Below are 19,365 nucleotides of genomic sequence, written 5' to 3'. Positions count from 1 at the left end.
AGCGATCGCGTTGAATTGTCCGTGTACTAAAAAAAATGTAGCTTATGTTACCTATTTTTAGCCTCTCACAAAATCGCATTTTTCCTAATATTTATTTGGTATGGACAAATCACCCCCACAGCAGCTGCTCGAAAGTATCTATCAGCAACTACTACCTAGCTTACAAATTGAGAGTATCAATCCCCGTAATCCCGTCAAGGTTAACTATCTTCCACAACCCTGGCGGCTGCTTGGTGCAGGAAATTACGCCGCAGTAGTCTATCACCCAGACTACCCAGAGTCTGTAGTCAAGATTTATGCCCCAGGGCGGCCAGGCTATGAAGAGGAAGTAGAAGTCTACCATCGTCTAGGCTCTCATCCAGCGTTTTCTGAATGTTTCTATGCCAAAGATAACTTCTTAGTTTTGAAACGGCTTTATGGAACCACCCTCTACGATTGTATGTACTTGGGTTTACCTATTCCCAAACAAGTCATACAGGACATCGATGAAGCTCTCAACTATGCCCAAAATCAAGGACTCCACCCTCATGATGTCCACGGTCGGAATGTGATGATGCAGCAAGGAAGAGGATTAGTTGTAGATATCTCAGATTTTCTCCATGTAGAAACTTGCTCAAAGTGGAACGACTTAAAAAAGGCTTATTACTGGTTGTATCTCCCTGTGTTCTACCCACTTCGACTGCGCTTACCATATTTTGCTTTAGATGTAGTCCGTAGAGGTTATCGTTTAGGAATTGCTCTCAAAACGTCCTGTGGTCAATTAGTCCTCAAATTAAATAGAAAAGTTAAACAAAAAAATAGGAAGTATGATTAAACACAGACTTCCTTTGAGCAGAACTTACAGGTATTTTCAGGTAAATAGACCACTCGGTAGGGGCGCAAGGCCTTGCGCCCCTACGACAGATGTGGTTCAAATACATGAAAACTGCTGTAACTAATATAGCGGTTTTCATAAGAGTGAGAACAGTTACGTATTGATATCTCAAAGCCTGAAAACAACTGGCTTTACACTCAATACTTTAATAGGCATCTTGCCTATTCTGGGGAAACCAGAAGCCCACCCCACAATATTTATGCTTATGCACAAAATTAGCTTTTTCACGCCACTACAATACTTATTTTTTTCCTAAATCAAATCGAATTCCTCTATCCTTGGTAGGTCTGTTTGAGTGTTTCTTCTATAGAACCTACTCTTTGGTAAGCCTCTATTAACTCATGGGATTTAGTTTTTCGCTCGGCTAACATATTTTTTAATGGCGTTAATAAATGCACATCTAAATCATCGCCTAGAGAGAGTTCAGCTACTTGTAAAAGCTGTGCAGCATGAGCCAAAATATCTGCATTATCAAAGCCTTCTTTTGCGGAAACTTGGTGTAAATTTGCGTCAGGTATAGTTGCTCTACCCAGCAAAGTTTTATCTAAGATTAGACCTTTTAATAATGCCAATAAAGCCCCATAAATAGCAAAATCATCACAACTATCACAAGCTTTAAATTCAATGCGTCCAACTTCAGCCGGAATGCGGGCAACTTTGGTTAATGAAGGGATACTATGAATTAGCTGTTCTTGTTTCTCCACAAACACGAGTGCTGCGGATCTTTTTCCAGTTCGCACAAAAGTTCGGACTGATAAACCATCCCATAATTTCCCATTATAGAAGGGAGAGCTATAACTAAAAGGAACGATGTAAGGACTATAATAAGTTAACTTTTTACCAATATCAATCACATTTTCAATTGGTAAATCTGCTACAGAAATATTTAAATCTGGTCCATAAGTCACCATGTAAATATTAGCAGTACGTTCATCAGGATAAGTCTGTAACTGTTTGAGTTCATACTCATTTAAAGGAGGTTGAGGCTCAAATACAGTTTTATGGGGGTTGAAACTCGTTAAAACTGGTGAAAAGCCGTAGCTATTAGCTACCTCACGCAATAAGTGAAAACTTTCTGCTAATTCAGTTAAAGCACCTTGAATATTAGATTGGATAGTGGTTCTGATTTCGATACCTTTAGGTAGACAATCAATCACCTTGTCAGAATCAGCAAATCGTTCAAACCCTTCAATATACCATCTCTTTTGCCTAATCCCTGCATCGCCAACCCGTAATTGTGCATAATCGTTGGGGTATGTGGGCAGTTTTTCCACAATTTGATCAAAGTCAGCGAATTTAGTTTGGGAAAAATCAGCAAATTTTTCTTCTTGGTTGAGGAAAGCCACTTCATGCTCAATGCCAAAATAAAATTTCATGTATACTTATTGACAAGTAATGAGGGTTGTTTAGCCAATCTAGTGCTACTTGCATCTCTTATAGCATTCTATCTGAGATACTTTTGCATTAATTAATCTATCAAATTTGTAGTCAGTTGCACTAAAATTTTATGTTGATTTCGAGTTTGTAATTCTGGGTTTAGGCAGCTTTAAATTAGCAAAGGTTAATTAATAAAGTTTTTGAGAGATGCTAAGATCAAGTCTAGATTGCATGAAAAAGACATTTATCACACAAATTCACTGAATATTTTTTAGTTTAAATAGAAAAATTATCAATATATATTTTAGCTATATTTAATATAAATCTTCAAATAACTTCGGTTGAAGTGGCTAGAAAGCGATACCTATTACCGCAGGGCGTTCTTGAGGAGGGGCGTATTGCAATACAGGCGTACAAAAGCTTGGAATGGTTGGTTTATTTCCGCCGTGCTGTACAAGGGTCAGCTCCGCTAACGCAATCACGAGGCGCACAATTACTGTGTATCATGATCTAAAGTAGCTTAATTTTCACCAAGAAAGTTTGAGGCGTGACGATGACAACAGCATTGAAATCTCCTTACAGCAGCGAACAAATTACCGCTTGGTTACGTGGATTGCTGACAATTGCTTGGGCAGATGGTAACTTTGATCCTGAAGAGCAGGAATTAATTACCAGTTTGACACAGGAAGAATTAGCTTTAGGGATTGAGTTAGATTCACTAGAGCTAATTACACCAGAAGAATTAGCTGCAAAGTTGGGTAAAAGAACACCAGCTGCCGAAAATTTTACGCGGACAGCTGTGATGGTGGCGATCGCTAATGGTACATATTCCCCCAGCGAAGATCAAGTCATGCAGCAGCTGTACAGGGCTTTAGAACAGCCACAAGACACCCTAGAGTCCTTACGCCACACCCTAGCACCAGCAGAACAAGTTTCCAGCCTAGCAGCACCTGAAGAAGCACCTCCCCAGGAATCACTGTGTTCCCTGCGTGACTGGTTAGACGAGCTAGAAATCCACGACCCCAGAGTAGCCCGTTTCTTGTGCAGAATGATTCCTTCCCAGTGTCCCTTTGAAAGGGATATCACGCTATTTGGACGCAAAATTGTACACATACCGCCATTGTGTCAAATCAACCCATTGTATGAGCAACTAGTAGGTTTACGTTTTCGCGCCCTCTCCTATTTAGCAGATGAATGTGGTGAGGATATTTCACCATATATTTGAGTGTTGAGTGAGTGCATTCTTCCTAATTGCTGAGTTACAAGTAAAGAGTAAGGAATTACAGGTTTATTAAAACTTATAATTTAGAACTCATGACTCAGGATTGAAAAAATATGCAATTTATTGACCAAGCACTCATAGAAGTTGAAGCTGGTAAAGGTGGCGATGGTATCGTCGCCTTCCGACGTGAGAAATATGTACCAGCAGGCGGTCCCTCTGGAGGAAATGGGGGACGAGGTGGTTCGGTGATTTTTGTAGTTGATACCAACCTGCAAACTTTGCTAGATTTCAGATACAAACATCTTTTTAAAGCTGATAGTGGTGGACGTGGTGGACCAAATAACTGCACCGGGGCTAATGGTAAGGATTTAATCGTTGAAATTCCCTGCGGTACGTCTGTTTATGATGGAAGTACAGGGGCTTTACTCTGCGATTTAGTTGAACCTGGACAACGTTTTCGAGTAGCTGCGGGCGGAAAAGGTGGATTGGGAAATCAGCATTTTTTGAGTAACCGTAACCGCGCCCCAGAATATGCTTTACCTGGACTCCCAGGAGAAATGTTGGTACTGCGCTTAGAGTTGAAACTTTTGGCGGAAGTTGGAATTATTGGCTTACCAAATGCTGGTAAATCTACATTAATTTCTTCTCTATCAGCCGCACGTCCTAAAATTGCTGACTATCCTTTCACAACTCTCATCCCTAATTTGGGTGTAGTCAGAAAACCCACTGGGGATGGTACTGTTTTTGCTGATATTCCTGGTTTGATTGAAGGCGCTTCCCACGGTGCGGGTTTGGGATACGATTTTTTACGTCACATTGAACGCACAAAGGTTTTATTACACCTTATTGATGCGACTAGCGAAGATGTGATTGGTGAATATAAGACAATTAAGCAGGAGTTACAAGCCTACGGAAGAGGTTTAGCCAAGCGTCCGCAAATTTTGGTGCTGAATAAAATTGATGCGGTTGATAGGGAAACAGTAGATTTAGAAGCTTTAGCTACTGAACTGAATCATCTATCGTTGTCTCCAGTTTTCTTGATTTCAGCAGTTACCCGCACAGGGTTAGAGCCAATGTTACAGGAACTTTGGGGAATTCTTGACCAAATGAATGTGGCTGAAGAAGTGGAGGTTTTGCGGTAAGTAAAGAAAATTAGTTAACTGGCTAAAATTGTAAGGACTGGTTTTATATAAAGCATATTTCATCTAAGTGAGGTACACAAGGGCGGGCAAGATGCCCACCCCACAAGATTTATAATATTAATGTGTGTACTTAATTTACTTGCAAAGTGCGGTAATTTAGCTATCTGTTTTGAGGGTTCCAGTATTTCTGGAACTGCTCGAAATTTAAATAAGTTGGCGGAAATAAATAAAACTATGTTAAGCAATGTAACATCAACGATTAAGGCAGGAAATCATCATGATAGAGGATAAAAAGCCCCAAGACTACGAAACCGCTAAAACAGCACTCAAGGACATCTGGGAGCATGATTATGGTTCAACTATGGAGTCATCTAGGAGATTGTGGAAGCGAAAATTCATCTGGGACAGTACTTCTCATACGGTGTTCATGGTCGAGACTGTTCGCGCATTAGAGAAACACGGTTTCGGCAACCGAGAGTACGAATACTACAATTACGAAATACAGGTAACTTTTGACTCCTTACCAGAGGACATAAAAACAAAACTCCAAATCGGCGACGGTTCTTCTACTTTTGAGGTTGAAGATAATAAGGAATTATAGCGATATTACAGTTTCAGCAGATTTTCCTGGCGCATGACGAGGGCGAAGATGTAAGGTTATTTCCGTATCGAGTGGCTTGAGGAAATAGTAGAATAATCTCACGCAGAGGCGCAGAGGTTAGACTTTGAGAAACCAGCTTTGGCGATATATGAGATAAGCTATTGCTAACCAGAATAAGAGGGTGATGAGGGCGAATAAGAATGAGCCGTTCAGATTACCCGCCCACGATGCAAAAATGTTTTGGTAAATCAAATAATTTAGGAAGCAACACTAAAATAATGGTAAGTAGGCCGGTGTGAAAATCTGAATGTATGTCATTGCGAATGGAACGAAGTGAAATGAAGCAATCGCAACGATTTTGTTGATTTTACATTCTGTTACATAGCGGAAAATTTTAGCACCCACTTACTTACACATATTCTGGCGGGCTATCTTTGTCCCTTACGAACCATCCCTAGTCCATACAGGTATAACTCAGTAACTGTATAAGTACGAGGAGGCGGATATTTGGAACCAAAGCGTTCGGTAAGAATACCAGCTTCCAGCATCATATCCTTGATGCGACGGGCTAATTCATCATCTTTAACTTTCCAGATTTCAGCTAACCTATCTTCATCAATAGGAGAGCGTTCACCTTGGAATTTGTCTAAAAATTCTATCAGCTCAGGGTATTCATTCCTCACTTCGGTTACACGTTGGTGAGACACATAGGGAAAAGCATCAATCAATGCTTTTGGACGCAAAGTTATATCGGAACTATATTCGGTAGCAAAGTCTGTTTCCTTTTTCACTGCTTCTTCTAAGAGCAATATCAAACTGCGTGGGAAACAATTATTATGACCGTCAGCGATACGGGTGCGAACCCAATTATAAGTGTAAGCCTTTTTTGTCCGCCCCATTCTTTCACCCCAGAGAGGATAGAGACTTTGACGCAATTGCTCCAGCCCAATTATATCGAGTCGCTCGACAGTCACACCCAAGGTTTTTTCTAAAAATTTGCTTAGAGATTCAGAACTTTTAAGAGCTTGGCGAAGTACAAGCCGCCAGAGATCAGCTTCTTCCCAACGTAGCTGAAGTGAACGTCCACTGTAATGTCCTGTATTAGTAAAGTTGAGTTGATTCCAAATATCTTCACGTAAAAATATCTTAGGTACAATCTGCTTTAAGTTTGTCCCACTTTCCAACCACCAAGCAAGCAATGCTTCTAGTGAACGTCTACGTCGCTCATAATCTTCTTGAGTAGAACCAAATCCAGCATCTAGTTCATCGTAAAGTAACCATATTACTAGATTTTTCTGCTGTAACCATCTGTCAATTAAACGCAATTCGTCTGATGCTTGTGGGCGCTTAGTTGGTAATTGTGAGCGTTCTACTAGCCATGAAATAATTTCGGCATGAGCAGGGTGTTCTTGATTACTCAGTGCCACTAATTTTTCATCTAAACTGGAGAGTAAACGTAGTTCTGGCTGATGACGGCACAGTTGTAAAAGAGCATAGTTGAGCCAAAAAAGTTGCCAGTCATTCTCACCGACTTGTTGTTCATAGCTCTCTAGATCAAGACTTTCTAGAATTGTACCTGATACTCTAGGCTGACCATGACCTGGAATAAAATGAACATGAGCTAAATTAACATCAGATTGAGCTAGTTCTTTTGCAGCATCTGATTTTTCTACAAACAGTCTAAACAATAGGCTTTTACCTGTTCCTTTAGCGCCACGAATTAACCAAGTTCTATTACTTAAAAATCTAGGAAAATCCTCTGTACGTTGAAATATAGCCGGAATATCATTGGGTTGTAGTTCTTGTGCTGTAGCTGCCTCAAACTTTAACTCTTGGAGGATTTTTCTGCGATCATCAACTGTTTCAGTTTTAATAGTAGGCTTAACATCTGGATCTGGCAAGCTAGCATCAATAATGTCGGAAATAGGTAAATAAGCATCTAGTAAACTCTTAGGTAAATTGTTGACTAGACTAGACAAAGTTACAATGTTAGGATTATAGAGAACTTCATAATAAAGTTGTCCAACAGTCATTTCATCTGGTAAACCCCAGTTATCTTCAATCCAATTTTCAACTTTATTTATCCAAATTTGATGCTGTTCAGATGCAACTGCTGGTACAGGTGTTAGAAGAAATCTTACATCAGGTTTATCTTGATACTTTTGTTGTTTACGAGCAGCTTGTACAACCCAACGCAGTCCCTCAAAACTTTGGTCAGTTGGTGAGAAACAAATTATAGCCGTATCAGCTAAATCAAATAATGCGATCGCACCTACATCATTAAATCCTGGACGAGCATCAATTAAAATTACATCTGGTTCTAATTGATGTTTAATATCTTCTATCAGTTGCTTAACTGCATTCTTTCCAGACCTGTAAAAAGAGCGCATATCCAAATCAGCTAACCGATGAATATAATTTTCGTCATACTCCCCTACAGGAACTAAAAAAAGTTCGCCACGAGTTTGTAAATTTATCTGTTGGATACAATCAGCAATATTAGGAACATCTTGGTCAGGTGTTAAGGAGCGTTGATGTAAATAATCTAAAACTCCCAATTTTTCTTCAGTAGTATTTTCAATATCCTGCTGAAACATAATTGAAATCCCAGGAGCTTCTAAGTCAAAATCTACCATAACCACGCGACGCTTACGGGTTGCTAGTATACCTGCTACTACTCCTAAAGCTGTGGAACGACCTACACCTCCCTTAAAAGAATAAAAAGTCACAATGAAAGGTTTTTTAGTAGGAATATCTTCATCTACCTCCACTGACTCATCAGGTTCTGGAGCCATCAAAATATCTGACCAGAGAGGTAATTTTATATATTCAGGAGGTTGCTCTGTTGCTTCCTGGGGAGTTAGTAATTCATAGCCAGCAATGGGATATTGACCAAGATTTAAATTAGAGTCAAGATTTGTTAGTAAGTTATCTATTTGTTGCTCACGTTCAATTAAAAATTTACCTTCAAAGATTTTAGTAACGATCCTAAGTTTTAGCCAACCTAATGAAGTACGTTTAACACTGACTCTTACCTGTTCATCTTCACAGATTAAATTTTCTGTTAAAAATTTCTGAATAACGTCAGGTATTAAGGTTATATTCTCCATCATGATGCCTCATCTTGTTTAGCTAAAAAAAATGTGTGTAAAATTTTTACTGCATAACATATAAGAGATTTTAACGCACATTCAACTGCATAACCTCCCAGATAAGTAGCACCTGTCCAACGTTTTTGGTCATGCAAACTTACAGCATCTTCTAGGCGACGACGGGAAGCACCTAATTGGCACTCTCTATGATACAGCAGTTCCCGGTGTTATGAGGTACAGATATTAATGATAAAACTCTTGTGGTGCGGGCATCTTGCCCGCTATGTGTACCTCATAGCAGAAGGAAGTGCTGTAAGTATCCATTCAACAATGAACCTTTCTTTATACAATGTAAATCAGTCAAATAATTTCATTATTTTAGCTAAAGTTCTAGCCTTGTATAAGTATTAAAAACATGAAAGTTACAAGAATTTATACAGTACAAGAAGAGTATGGATAAATTGGAGGCAAAGGCGCAAAGGTTAGACTTTGAGAAACCAGCTTTGGCGATACATGAGATAAGCTATTGCTAACCAGAATAAAAGGGTGACTAGGGCAAATAAGAATGAACCGTTTAAAGTACCCGCCCATGATGCGAAAATGTTTTGGTAAATCCAATTGTAGGTGCTGATGGCGGTTTCACCTGTGCCGATTTTGGTTCTGACTAAGATTTTAATTAATAAAATGGATGCTGTGAAGAGTGCGATCGCATTTAATCCCATTATTTCAAAAGCCTTACTCCAACGCCGTATCTGTCGCACTTCAATCAGTTCATAGCAAGCTGCTAGCAATAATAAAGCCCAACCACTGCTGAATACTACATAGGAACTTGTCCACAGTTTTTTATTTATGGGGAATGTCCACCCCCACGTCCAACCAATAATTAAACAACCAATACCAAATAATGCTAATCCTATGCTTGTACGTGTTTTTACTGGCTGATTGCGTATCCATTCCCCTGTAAAGTAGCCAGCCAGAACATTAACAATAGCAGGAATGGTGCTAAATAATCCCTCTGGATCTCCTAATCTTTCATACCCATCAGCCGCGTATAAGTGGGCTTGGGGAATAATTAACCTGTCAATATAAGCACCAAAGTTACCTGTGCGAGTCAGTACACCTGCGCCATAGTCGGGAACTGGGATATACATCATGGTGAGCCAATAGCCGATGAGTAAAGCACCTGCTAATATCCATTGTCCTTTGGGTGGTAGTTTGAGAACTGCAATAGAGGCAAACAGGTATGCTAAACTGATACGCTGTAATACTCCCATCATGCGAATATTACTTAAGTCAAAAGTCCAAATTCCCTGATTCCAAAAGCCATTGAGTAGCAACCCCAAAACAAAGAGGATAGCGGCACGGCGGAATATTCGCAAGTATACTTTTTCGCTATACTTTGAGAAGGAAAAGGACATGGCAACACCGATAATAAACAGGAAGAAGGGAAATACTAAATCTGTGGGTGTGCATCCGTGCCAATCTGCATGAGCTAGGGGAGGGTATACTTCACCTGCGACTCCTGCCATGTTGACTAAAATCATAGCAGCAATGGTGATACCGCGAAAAACATCCAGTGAGGAGAGGCGCATAAAGGGGATTTTATGTTTGACGAGTTGTCTTAAATCCCTTTGTAAATACCATTTAAAAAGCACTTACTTGGCTAATCGATAAATATCTTAATTTTGTTAAGGCTAGACTAATACAAGCTACAAAAAACTCAAAATGCAGCTAGCACCACTGTTCCCATTTTTTTATCGCATTCTCCAACCGAGTTTTCCTAATTGTCTTTGGAGTGGTAATGGTTATAATAAGGCGATCGCACTCACTTTTGATGATGGACCGCACGCAGAATACACACCCCAAGTATTGGCTGTATTAGACCGTTATAATATTAAAGCTAGTTTTTTTTGGTTGGGTGCTTGTGTCAACCGTTACCCAGCTATTGCCAAAGCGATATGCGATCGCGGACACTGGATCGGATTACATGGTTATGATCATCGTTCTTTTCCTACACTTTCCCCAAATGATTTGCAAGACAGTTTAGAAAAAACTCAAGTTGCGATTTATAATGCTTGCGACTTGACACCCGAACAAGTATGCGATGTGCGACCCCCTAACGGTTTATTTACACCCCAAACCTTACAATTATTCATTAAATGGAAATACCGCCCAGTCATGTGGAGTGTTGTACCAGAAGACTGGGTAAGGCCAGGAGTAACTACTGTAGTGCAACGAGTTCTCAAACAAGTTCAGAACGGTTCACTAATTGTTTTGCATGATGGTATTTGTGGTGGACAAGATGTTGCAGCCACAATTCAAACACTGATACCGCAATTAATACAGCAAGGCTATAAATTCGTGACTATTGATAGTCTCTGGCAGCAACACCAAACTAATCGTCATCTCATAAGTAAGAATTCTCAATAATCAACTATGAATTATCTGAGATTTGCGCTTTCTTCTTGAGTAACTTTTGTGTCAGAACTGCTAGTTGTGGCTGACTCTTCAGTACCCAACAAATTATGTATTTCACTTAATGAGCCTGGTTCAGGTATAGGCTTTTCTAATGAATCATTAATATCTTCAATTAGGTCTTCGACTTGGCAATTCAAGGCTTTGCAAAACCTAACGATTCTTTCAATATGGTCTGTCCCAGTCCTACCGCTTTCCCAATTTTGGACAGTGCTTTCAGTCACGCCGACAAGACGCGATAATTCAAGCTGGGTTAGCCCTGCTCTTTCACGAAGCAAAGCGATCCTTGATTTTGGCTTCTGTTTCACAGCTACAGCACTTTAATTCTATCTATAGTCGTATATCCTATCACCAAAGAAACCAAGACCTAGCAAATTACTAAAAAACTTTTATTTGCATTTTATATACTTAGAGTTGCAACTCTTTTATCAAAAAATTAGGCTATAAAATATACAAGAGATGTTTTCAGTAGAGACGTTCTATGCAACGTCTCTACAAAGGTTTAACTTGAGAAATTATCCACTCTGACATCCTTCCAAATATCGGACACTTGCCAACCAGAGTTGCCCACAGATTGGATAATGGGATGAGTCCGTAAAGGAATATAGTTAATTTCTCCATTTTCTAGATAATCTTGATATTCCTCAACCATAGGTTCTAGTTCTGGAATATTAGGAGTTTCCACTGTAAGAGCTTGTTCTTCCGCTTCTTCCATCAGCTTAATTTTATCGAGGAGAAGTTTTTCAGATTTTTTGATTAATTTCATTTTAATTTCAAGAGTTGGAAAACAGGACATTAAAAAAACGAAAATCTTTAATATTGATTCTGAAAGACGCTAGTGTAGTCTTACAAGAATCTTTAGAGAGATCCGCAAAAAGTTATTATTAACTTTGGTGTGAGAAAAATTACCGAGCAAGCACTATATCAGAGCAATTATACTGTAAATTTTCACGCATTGATCACAATCTTCAGAAATATTTTCTACATGATCCAGATTTCTGCCTATTTTGTGAACTTTTCACAGGCTTTTAGCCTGTAGCTATAGCTACAATAGATTATTACGTAAATAAAATTTTTACAAGCTGCGGAGGCAGTCTATGTTTTTCCCTTACCCTTCCAATCTATCAAAAGAAAAATCTTGTCGTAGCTACATAATCATTTCCGCAAAAGCAGGAAAGTATTTATACAATTCTGCATAGGATTTAACATCCTTCAGGGGGATACAAATTCGCTCTACAGTATTGCAATCATCTGTAGGCATTTGACTATCTAGATACCGAATTTCCTTAAGTGTAAGGTTTGGCACTTTTATTTCATAAGGATTATCTTCTATTGTATTAAACTTGTTACTAAATTTACATTCTTTGGTCAAATTATAGTCGCTCTTTTCAAAAAAGAGCCATCCAACTGTTAACATGCGAGAACCATCAGCATAACGGAAATCAAAAATTTGCTTACAATTAAGCTTTTGGTTTTCAGAACGTGCTGAGTTGAATATACTAACACTTTGTTGCAATTGATTATTAATGATTCTCTGATACAAATGTGCTAGTTTTTGCCCAGTCAAATCAATTGGTTTTACGTCAATGGGGATTTTTTCATTAGGCAGTCTTTTATGTAATTTATCTTCTCTAAATTTATCTATCCCATCTTGACTAAGACCTTCCGCTGGGGGTCTATCTGGTTCTGCACTAACTGTAACAATTAAAACACTTCCAGATACTAATTTGCTTGTAAGAGTATCAATATCATCTAGAATACTTGTTTCTAGTGGGCTATCATAATCAAGCCATACAATCGATTTCTTATTCCATTCAATTGTCGGCAGAACTTCATAGGAATCTCCATACTTGATTTTAATACACCCAAAAGGTTTATTAAAATCGAACCGTTTTTTAGCATCTTTATCTTTTTCTATACTTATCATGTCCTCAATATGTAAGGATTTGTGAAAAAGAATAAAGTCACTAAAGTAAGTTGAGCCAAAACCTACATATCTATAAGTTGTAAGTTCTCCGAACGGACTTAAACATCGGAGAGAATCACAGATAATCTTTCTTTCAACTGCTTTTGCAGGACGAAGACTATAATTAATTCTTGAATAGCTACCAGCCATAATCTTTATCCTTCATTCAATAAATAGTAATCAAACGTTTTTTCACCAACGTCTTTGTTTGAGGAAACATCTAATAATTCTTTGACTCGATTAATTTCTTCAATTGATTTGTTGTATTGTATAGTTCCACGCTTCTGGCTAAGAGGAATTTCTGATTGATCAGGAATTTCAAAAGTTATAGTTGTCTCTGCTTGAAATACAGAATGAGGTAAAGTGTCCAAATACGATTGCTCAAGTAAACTCTCAGACAGTTCACCACGCTCTACACGGCTCTTTTCATCTGCCATTTTTCTTAAAAATGTAATAACGGGAACTGTTACTTGAGATATTTCTTGTTTGATGGATTTGTAGATTGGTGAGTCGTAGTCAATCCCTGTTTTTGTCGTCGTCCAAGGCAAATAGGCTGCATCATCAGACTCGAAGAAAGCATAGCCTCGAAAGAATGCAAAGTCAGCATGATATTTTGGGAAACCATTTTTTGTACCCCAGCCCGTTATTTCAGTTTGATCAGCTTGAAGAACCATCCGTTCATTGCAGAATACATACCATCCACCTTCATTTAGTTTTCTATCTGATACACCAGCATACAAACGAACCCGCACTGGCGTATCTATTACACGACTTCCAAAGAATTCATATTCCTTTTCAAATTTTGCAACTTTAATCTTGTCAGAAGTACGAAAATTAAGGGTAGTGGGAGGCAGGTCTTCATTATTTATACTAATGCTTAATCCTTTTTCTATTTTTAATGAATATGCGATTGTTAACTCTTGGCTTAATTGCGATATAAAATTATCTAATCCTAAGTCATCTGACACACTTTCATGCAATTTTTCAATTAATATTCGAGTGCCGATTTCACTGGATTCGTAATCACCATCTTCTTCAACTGATAAAAATTCCAATGTCCATTCGTCTTTCTTCTTCCATTCCTCTACATCTTCTGAAACTATAAATTTTGAGCTAGAGGTAGTTGATTCAACTGTAAATTTTTGCCCTATCTTGAAAAAAGCTCGCTTCATCCCAATTCCAAATCTTCCAATTGATTTGGGTGTTACTTCAGCATCATTGGCTCTTCCAAATTTGAAAGCATACTCCTCTGCGTCCTTGACTGTTATTCCTCCACAATTATCTTGAATTTCAAATTTATCTTTGTTAACTACAATTTTATCCAAAGCCCTTCATAATTCTCATTGCTCTGTAAATGAGTTGCGCCATCTACTGAATTGTCAATAAGATCGATAATCGCACGAATAAGCGGTATATCTCGCACCAACATATAGATGAATAAATCTTTAGTTGGTTCAGCATGAATTACCCGTTGATTATCACTCATTTGATTTCACTTCTTTATAAGATCCGCTTTTTCTTCTACAAGGATAAAAAAATCCTACAATTTTAACGCTGGTAAGCGTTACATTTACGTTGAGATTTACCTAAACCTCAAAAAATAAAGTTGTACAATTTCCTAAAAGCCAGCCCTGTAATAATTTGGCACTATTTGTTTCCAGATTCAATGGAGATTACTCACCAACCATAAAAAGCCGAATCAGTAATTTTAGTTTTTGAGGGATGTGATCGCATTGATGAAATACTATTAATACCTCAATCAACTATTGATCAATAGTTGCCATAAAAACTCCTGTAAATGCTTACACATGCACCCACAGGATAAATTGTATAATTTTTTTATGTGTTGTGCAACTTTTTTATTTATCCCTCATTTTTTATGTATTTATACTTGAGTTAAAAGTATAAATTTATGCTATTCGACTGTGACTGATTTGGCTAAATTCCGGGGCTGGTCAACATCCAAACCGCGACGCGCTGCAATATGATAAGCCAAAAGTTGTAAAGGAATCACAGTCAGAATCGGTGAGAGTAATTCATCTACTTCCGAAACCGGGAGCAAATCATTAAAGATTTCCGCCGCTTCGCCATCATTGCTAGGAGTCACACCAATTAAGCGGGAATCTCTGGCTTTGGCTTCTTGGGCATTAGAAAGCACCTTTTCATATACATTACCAGGAACTGCGATCGCAACGACTGGAACTTTCGCTTCTAATAACGCAATGGGGCCATGTTTCATTTCCCCCGCAGGATAACCTTCAGCATGAATATAGCTGATTTCCTTTAATTTTAACGCCCCTTCTAAAGCAATGGGAAAGTTGATCCCCCTACCTAAAAATATAAAATCTGTTGTGTCTGCAAACTCATGTGCTAAATGTTCAGTTAAAGTTTCTTGACTTTGCAAAGTCGCCTCAATTTCTTGAGGAATTTGGCGCAAACCGTGAATAATTTCTGCTAATCTTTCTGGGGAAACTGTCTGACGACGAGCCGCTAAATCTAACGCCAAAGCGTAAAATGCCATCAATTGGGCGGTAAAAGTTTTCGTTGCTGCTACCCCAATTTCAATTCCTGCTAAGGTGTTGATCACATGGGGAACCATTAACCCCAGGCTGCTTTCTGGGCGATTGGTAATCCCTAATAGTCGAGCTTGATACTTGAGTTCTTTCCCCTGACGACGTTCTTTTTCCATACCCAAAGCTGCTAGGGTATCAGCAGTTTCACCGGATTGGGTAACACCAATAATTAAGGTATTTGCTGTTAAAGGTGAGGGTGCATAGCGATACTCAGAAGCATAATGTACCTGAGTGGAAATTCCCGCTAGTTGTTCAATTAAGTATTTTCCTAATAATGCGGCGTGCCAACTTGTACCACAGGCAACGATATTAATTTGTTCTAAGTCTGCGTAAAATTCAGGAGGTAAGCCGAGGTTAATTGGTGAAACTGACTCAGCAGAATTACTATCAGTATCAAAATAAGCTGCTAAACTGGCTCGGACTACTCCCGGTTGCTCATAAATTTCTTTGAGCATAAAGTGTTTGAATCCCTGCTTTTCTACCATCGTGGGATTCAAATTCAGCATCCGGGGCTGTTTCTTTAACCTGTCGCCAGCAAAGTTGTAAATTTCCACTCCTAACGGTGTCATTCGGGCAATTTCACCATTTTCTAGTGGCAAAACGGCACGCGTATGAGCCACAATTGCGGGAGTGTCGGAGGCGCAAAAGAATTCACCTTGACCAAAACCAATGACTAGGGGGGCTTGTTGACGAACCGCAATCAATTCATCTGGGTAGTCAGCAGAAATAACTGCGATCGCAAACGCTCCCCTAAGATAGTTAACAGCTTGACGAATTGCGTCTAAAAGCGGAGATGGGGAACTAGGGAGATGAGGCGCTGGAGGATGCTTTAAAAATTCAGCTATCAGATGGGGAATAACTTCAGTATCGGTTTCGGAAACAAACTGGTGTCCTTTTTGTTTGAGTTCTTCTCGTAACTCGCGGTAATTTTCCACAATGCCATTTTGCACCACTGCCACCCGCATAGCCATATCCAGATGGGGATGGGCGTTGTGTTCTTCTGGCTTTCCATGAGTCGCCCAACGAGTGTGACCAATCCCAATTTGAGCCGGAGTGGCGATTTGTTCGAGTTTAGAACGTAAATTATGTAGTTTACCTTTGGCGCGAACACAGTCCACTTCACCTTCCCAGACAGTGGCGATACCGGCGGAGTCATACCCCCGATACTCCAGTTTTTCTAGCCCAGCCAGTAAAATATCTGTTGCAGCTTGAGTCCCTATATACCCAACGATTCCACACATACTCACACCACTCTGATTTGAATATAATTTAATTTAATCTAGTTGCCAGCATAGAAGCGGCGTTTTGTCCAAAAAAAAAGGAGCAAGTTGCTCCCTATGCTACCAGGTATTATGATTTTTGAATTTTTAAACTAAAAGAAAAATTTTAGTAGGGTGAGCAGAACCCACCCTACAAGCTTAAAGCAGCTTGCTATGGAAACACTCAGTTGTGGAACCAATCAGGAATTTCCAGAAAATCCCCTAGTAAGCTAGACCCATGCTGCGAGTTGTTTCAGCACCTAGATAAACTCGGATGCTCAAAAAGTCAGTAGGGCAAGCAGTTTCACAACGCTTACATCCTACACAGTCTTCGGTGCGGGGTGAAGCGGCAAGTTGAGAAGCTTTACAGCCATCCCAGGGAACCATCTCCAACACGTCTGTAGGGCAAGCGCGGACGCACTGGGTGCAGCCAATGCAGGTATCGTAAATTTTAACGGTATGAGACATTGAGAAAAAGGCTCCTTTCCAGTATTCTTCTCTGCGAAAGAATCATATCAAAGCATAGTTTACAGCAGTAGCTTACAGTCGGTCATTAAAAGGCTACATAACTTTAAACAATGCCATCGACAGTCATAGGCAATGAGCAAAATTTTTATGCCGAAATCTCTCTGTTGCTTATATATCAACGATATCATGGGCGCGGATTTACTTTAATGCTTTTTCAAATGGCTGATATTTGTTAATTTATATGTAGGAAATATTAGAGTTATCTATGACAATTATTGGTTTGTAACTATACAATATTGAATTGCAGAAATTTGTGACTAAATATTTTGCTTCATTAATAGCGATGGGCAAAGCCCCGTTTCGGGCGATCGCGTTAATTTGGTATAAGCTTTTCGGACTTTTCTTTATAATTGATGTAAATCCCATCACATAAACTTATGGAGCCAGACTCTTTAGCAACCGAGGTAATTCTGACACATCCCAGTCAGTCACTCGGCAGAGTCCAACTCGATTGGACACCCCAACCAGGAAACTACGTCGATTTTGAAGGTAAAACCTATGCGGTATTAGAACGCCGCCACAGATATCAATTGAAGTCAGGACGTTACCACTTGTGGAATGTAGCTCTTTATGTACAGTCTGCCAAAAGACCCACAGAGAAAACTTTAGTGAAAGGACGTTGGGTAATTGGTGATGCTACCTGTAGCTATAATGCCCAATCGGAAATTATGCGCTGTGCTGTCAAGCCAGAAGGCCCTTGTGAGTCTTGCAATTTCTACGAAAAATTAGAAGTTTAACCATTGCCGAAAACCTCTCCTACCGTTAAACGGTTCCCATTCACAAAATCCCATCCCGACTGTGGACGTTTGCCAGCTAACTGAACCTCGCGTAAAAGTAGCAAACCCTCACCAGTTTGGATAATAGCGCCAATTCCCTTGGCGATGCTTACTACTTCTCCTATACTTCCTGATATAGTTGATAAATCAGGCAATTTTTGGGAAATTTCTGTTAATTCAGGTGTCGGTTCATAACCGTAAGCATCACCAAGCGGAAGGGAGGCAATAATTTTTATGCTTTGATTGCGAAAGGTGGCTGTGCAGTTAGGGTAAAAGCCTCTGATTTGGTTATGTAATTGAATAGCGCTCTTTGACCAATCCAAAGTATAGTTATGCTTTTGAATCAAAGGAGCATAAGTCGCTTCGGCTTCATCTTGGGGAACAGGTGCAATTTCCCGATTTTCCAGTTTAAACAGAGTTTCTACTAATAAATCTCCACCAATGACACATAGCCTCTGGGCTAAATCCTGGGCATGATCTAGCAATCTAATCGGTGTAGTTGCTTTCAATAGCATTGCCCCAGTATCCATTCCGGCATCCATTAACATTGTAGTGATCCCCGTTTCTTTTTCACCGTTGTACAGACACCACTGAATGGGTGCTGCGCCACGATACTGGGGTAAAATTGAGCCATGCACATTAATGCAGCCCAGCTTGGGCATATCCAAGATTTCTGGGGATAAAATCTGTCCATAGGCTACAACCACAAATACATCTGCATCACATTCTCGAAGTTGGGTTAAAGTTTCAGTATCCTTTTTTATCCGTTGTGGTTGCCATACAGGTAAGTTGTGGTTAATGGCAACGTTTTTTACTGGTGAAGGGATAAGTTTGTTACCTCGTTCCCGACGTTTATCTGGTTGGGTAACAACGGCTAATACTTCAAACTCTGGTTGATTCAGTAATTTTTCTAGAGTAGGAACGGCGAAGTGAGGTGTTCCAAAAAATACTACTTTCATTAGTTCTTATTCATTGCGTAGGTCATTTGAAATAATCAATGTCTTTAAAAAATAGGACTAAAGTCCTGACTACAAACCAATTTAAACAATTTTATCTTGGGTGATGCAGTTTAAGCGATTTTTGCCGACTTCAGTAATATGTACTCAATCCCTGACAATGGTATAGATAGGAAGGGGTCTGCATTTGCTGATAAATGCACATTTTCCCTAGTCCAGGGTTTCCACTACCCAGACTTCTTCCAGAAAATAGTGCGAAATTCATTTTTTTGATGCTAAAGTGGTGTCATATTGGAGAAAATCAGGGTATCTTGATACACTTATGTCATAGACATCTGGTGACAATAAAATATGCGTTATTTGGAACCGTTGTACAAACCTTCCATGCAACGTCTCTACTTTGTCGGAGATGTTTAATAGGTTGACTGGCTAACAAGTTAGCCGGCGCGCCGTATTTATATCTTAGGGTGGATGCTAGCGGTGTTGTTTTCGTATTATAAGTTGTGCGTCACCCTTCCTAGATT

At 39.3% G+C, this 19,365-nt stretch carries 17 protein-coding genes and 1 pseudogene; 6 read left to right on the top strand and 12 right to left on the bottom strand.

All coding sequences use genetic code 11. The features are described from left to right. Positions 1–100 precede the first annotated feature (100 nt). Positions 101–814, top strand: coding sequence for a serine/threonine protein kinase (locus ACM0OW_RS20165; RefSeq protein WP_414551928.1), 714 nt, complete (start codon positions 101–103; stop codon positions 812–814). 332 nt (positions 815–1,146) lie between these two features. On the opposite strand, the gene ACM0OW_RS20160 is transcribed toward ACM0OW_RS20165, so the two are convergent. Next, a complete protein-coding gene (locus ACM0OW_RS20160) occupies positions 1,147–2,250 on the bottom strand; it encodes a glutamate--cysteine ligase (protein ID WP_414551927.1) in 1,104 nt (367 codons plus the stop codon). A 554-nt stretch (positions 2,251–2,804) separates the two neighbouring features. Between ACM0OW_RS20160 and ACM0OW_RS20155 the strand changes: the two genes are divergently transcribed. The 3 genes from ACM0OW_RS20155 (at position 2,805) to ACM0OW_RS20145 (ending at position 5,216) form a co-directional block, all read left to right on the top strand. Then, positions 2,805–3,476, top strand: a complete 672-nt coding sequence (locus tag ACM0OW_RS20155; RefSeq protein ID WP_414551926.1) for a Mo-dependent nitrogenase C-terminal domain-containing protein — start codon at positions 2,805–2,807, stop codon at positions 3,474–3,476. A gap of 110 nt (positions 3,477–3,586) precedes the next feature. Then, positions 3,587–4,615 (top strand): GTPase ObgE, encoded by a 1,029-nt coding sequence (obgE, locus tag ACM0OW_RS20150; protein ID WP_414551925.1) that lies wholly within the window; start codon positions 3,587–3,589, stop codon positions 4,613–4,615. A gap of 277 nt (positions 4,616–4,892) precedes the next feature. Next, positions 4,893–5,216 carry a hypothetical protein gene (locus ACM0OW_RS20145; RefSeq protein WP_414551924.1) on the top strand — a complete coding sequence of 108 codons (324 nt, stop codon included), beginning with the start codon at positions 4,893–4,895 and terminating at the stop codon, positions 5,214–5,216. A gap of 117 nt (positions 5,217–5,333) precedes the next feature. Here ACM0OW_RS20145 and ACM0OW_RS20140 read toward each other — a convergent pair. The 3 genes and pseudogenes from ACM0OW_RS20140 to ACM0OW_RS20130 all read right to left on the bottom strand — a co-directional run. Then, a pseudogene (locus tag ACM0OW_RS20140) lies at positions 5,334–5,465 on the bottom strand (DUF5009 domain-containing protein); the annotation flags it as partial. A 179-nt stretch (positions 5,466–5,644) separates the two neighbouring features. Next, entirely contained in the window at positions 5,645–8,329 is a 2,685-nt protein-coding gene (locus ACM0OW_RS20135; RefSeq protein ID WP_414551923.1) for a tyrosine-protein kinase family protein, read from the bottom strand. A 461-nt stretch (positions 8,330–8,790) separates the two neighbouring features. Then, positions 8,791–9,900 carry an acyltransferase family protein gene (locus ACM0OW_RS20130; RefSeq protein WP_414551922.1) on the bottom strand — a complete coding sequence of 370 codons (1,110 nt, stop codon included), beginning with the start codon at positions 9,898–9,900 and terminating at the stop codon, positions 8,791–8,793. Between the two features lie 133 nt (positions 9,901–10,033). On the opposite strand from ACM0OW_RS20130, the gene ACM0OW_RS20125 reads away from it, so the two are divergent. Next, entirely contained in the window at positions 10,034–10,738 is a 705-nt protein-coding gene (locus tag ACM0OW_RS20125; RefSeq protein ID WP_414551921.1) for a polysaccharide deacetylase family protein, read from the top strand. 11 nt (positions 10,739–10,749) lie between these two features. Here the strand turns inward: ACM0OW_RS20125 and ACM0OW_RS20120 are convergent, their stop codons facing one another. The 7 genes from ACM0OW_RS20120 to psaC all read right to left on the bottom strand — a co-directional run bounded on the left by ACM0OW_RS20120 (position 10,750) and on the right by psaC (position 17,049). Then, a complete protein-coding gene (locus tag ACM0OW_RS20120) occupies positions 10,750–11,091 on the bottom strand; it encodes a helix-turn-helix transcriptional regulator (protein WP_414551920.1) in 342 nt (113 codons plus the stop codon). A gap of 194 nt (positions 11,092–11,285) precedes the next feature. Continuing rightward, positions 11,286–11,549 carry a hypothetical protein gene (locus ACM0OW_RS20115; RefSeq protein ID WP_414551919.1) on the bottom strand — a complete coding sequence of 88 codons (264 nt, stop codon included), beginning with the start codon at positions 11,547–11,549 and terminating at the stop codon, positions 11,286–11,288. Positions 11,550–11,930: 381 nt separating this feature from the next. Then, positions 11,931–12,899 (bottom strand): O-methyltransferase, encoded by a 969-nt coding sequence (locus ACM0OW_RS20110; RefSeq protein WP_414551918.1) that lies wholly within the window; start codon positions 12,897–12,899, stop codon positions 11,931–11,933. A 5-nt stretch (positions 12,900–12,904) separates the two neighbouring features. Next, complete coding sequence (locus tag ACM0OW_RS20105; RefSeq protein WP_414551917.1) at positions 12,905–14,074, bottom strand: ATP-binding protein; 1,170 nt, start codon at positions 14,072–14,074, stop codon at positions 12,905–12,907. Next, positions 14,059–14,235: a hypothetical protein gene (locus ACM0OW_RS20100; protein ID WP_414551916.1), complete on the bottom strand. Its 177-nt coding sequence runs from the start codon at positions 14,233–14,235 to the stop codon at positions 14,059–14,061. Before ACM0OW_RS20100 ends, ACM0OW_RS20105 begins: the two co-directional genes overlap by 16 nt. A 429-nt stretch (positions 14,236–14,664) precedes the next feature. Beyond that, positions 14,665–16,563 carry a glutamine--fructose-6-phosphate transaminase (isomerizing) gene (gene glmS, locus ACM0OW_RS20095; RefSeq protein ID WP_414551915.1) on the bottom strand — a complete coding sequence of 633 codons (1,899 nt, stop codon included), beginning with the start codon at positions 16,561–16,563 and terminating at the stop codon, positions 14,665–14,667. 240 nt (positions 16,564–16,803) lie between these two features. Beyond that, positions 16,804–17,049: a photosystem I iron-sulfur center protein PsaC gene (gene psaC / locus ACM0OW_RS20090; RefSeq protein WP_414551914.1), complete on the bottom strand. Its 246-nt coding sequence runs from the start codon at positions 17,047–17,049 to the stop codon at positions 16,804–16,806. Positions 17,050–17,486: 437 nt separating this feature from the next. On the opposite strand from psaC, the gene ACM0OW_RS20085 reads away from it, so the two are divergent. Next, complete coding sequence (locus tag ACM0OW_RS20085; protein ID WP_414551913.1) at positions 17,487–17,846, top strand: DUF6464 family protein; 360 nt, start codon at positions 17,487–17,489, stop codon at positions 17,844–17,846. Here ACM0OW_RS20085 and fmt read toward each other — a convergent pair. Next, positions 17,843–18,844: a methionyl-tRNA formyltransferase gene (gene fmt / locus ACM0OW_RS20080; protein WP_414551912.1), complete on the bottom strand. Its 1,002-nt coding sequence runs from the start codon at positions 18,842–18,844 to the stop codon at positions 17,843–17,845. The two genes, ACM0OW_RS20085 and fmt, sit on opposite strands and share 4 nt — an antisense overlap. Between the last annotated feature and the right edge of the window lie 521 nt (positions 18,845–19,365).

The organism is Anabaena sp. CCY 0017, from assembly GCF_963920885.1.
Taxonomy (GTDB): domain Bacteria; phylum Cyanobacteriota; class Cyanobacteriia; order Cyanobacteriales; family Nostocaceae; genus Nodularia.
The sequence above is the reverse complement of the archived record's forward strand: the minus strand, read 5'-3'. Positions and strand labels throughout refer to the sequence as shown.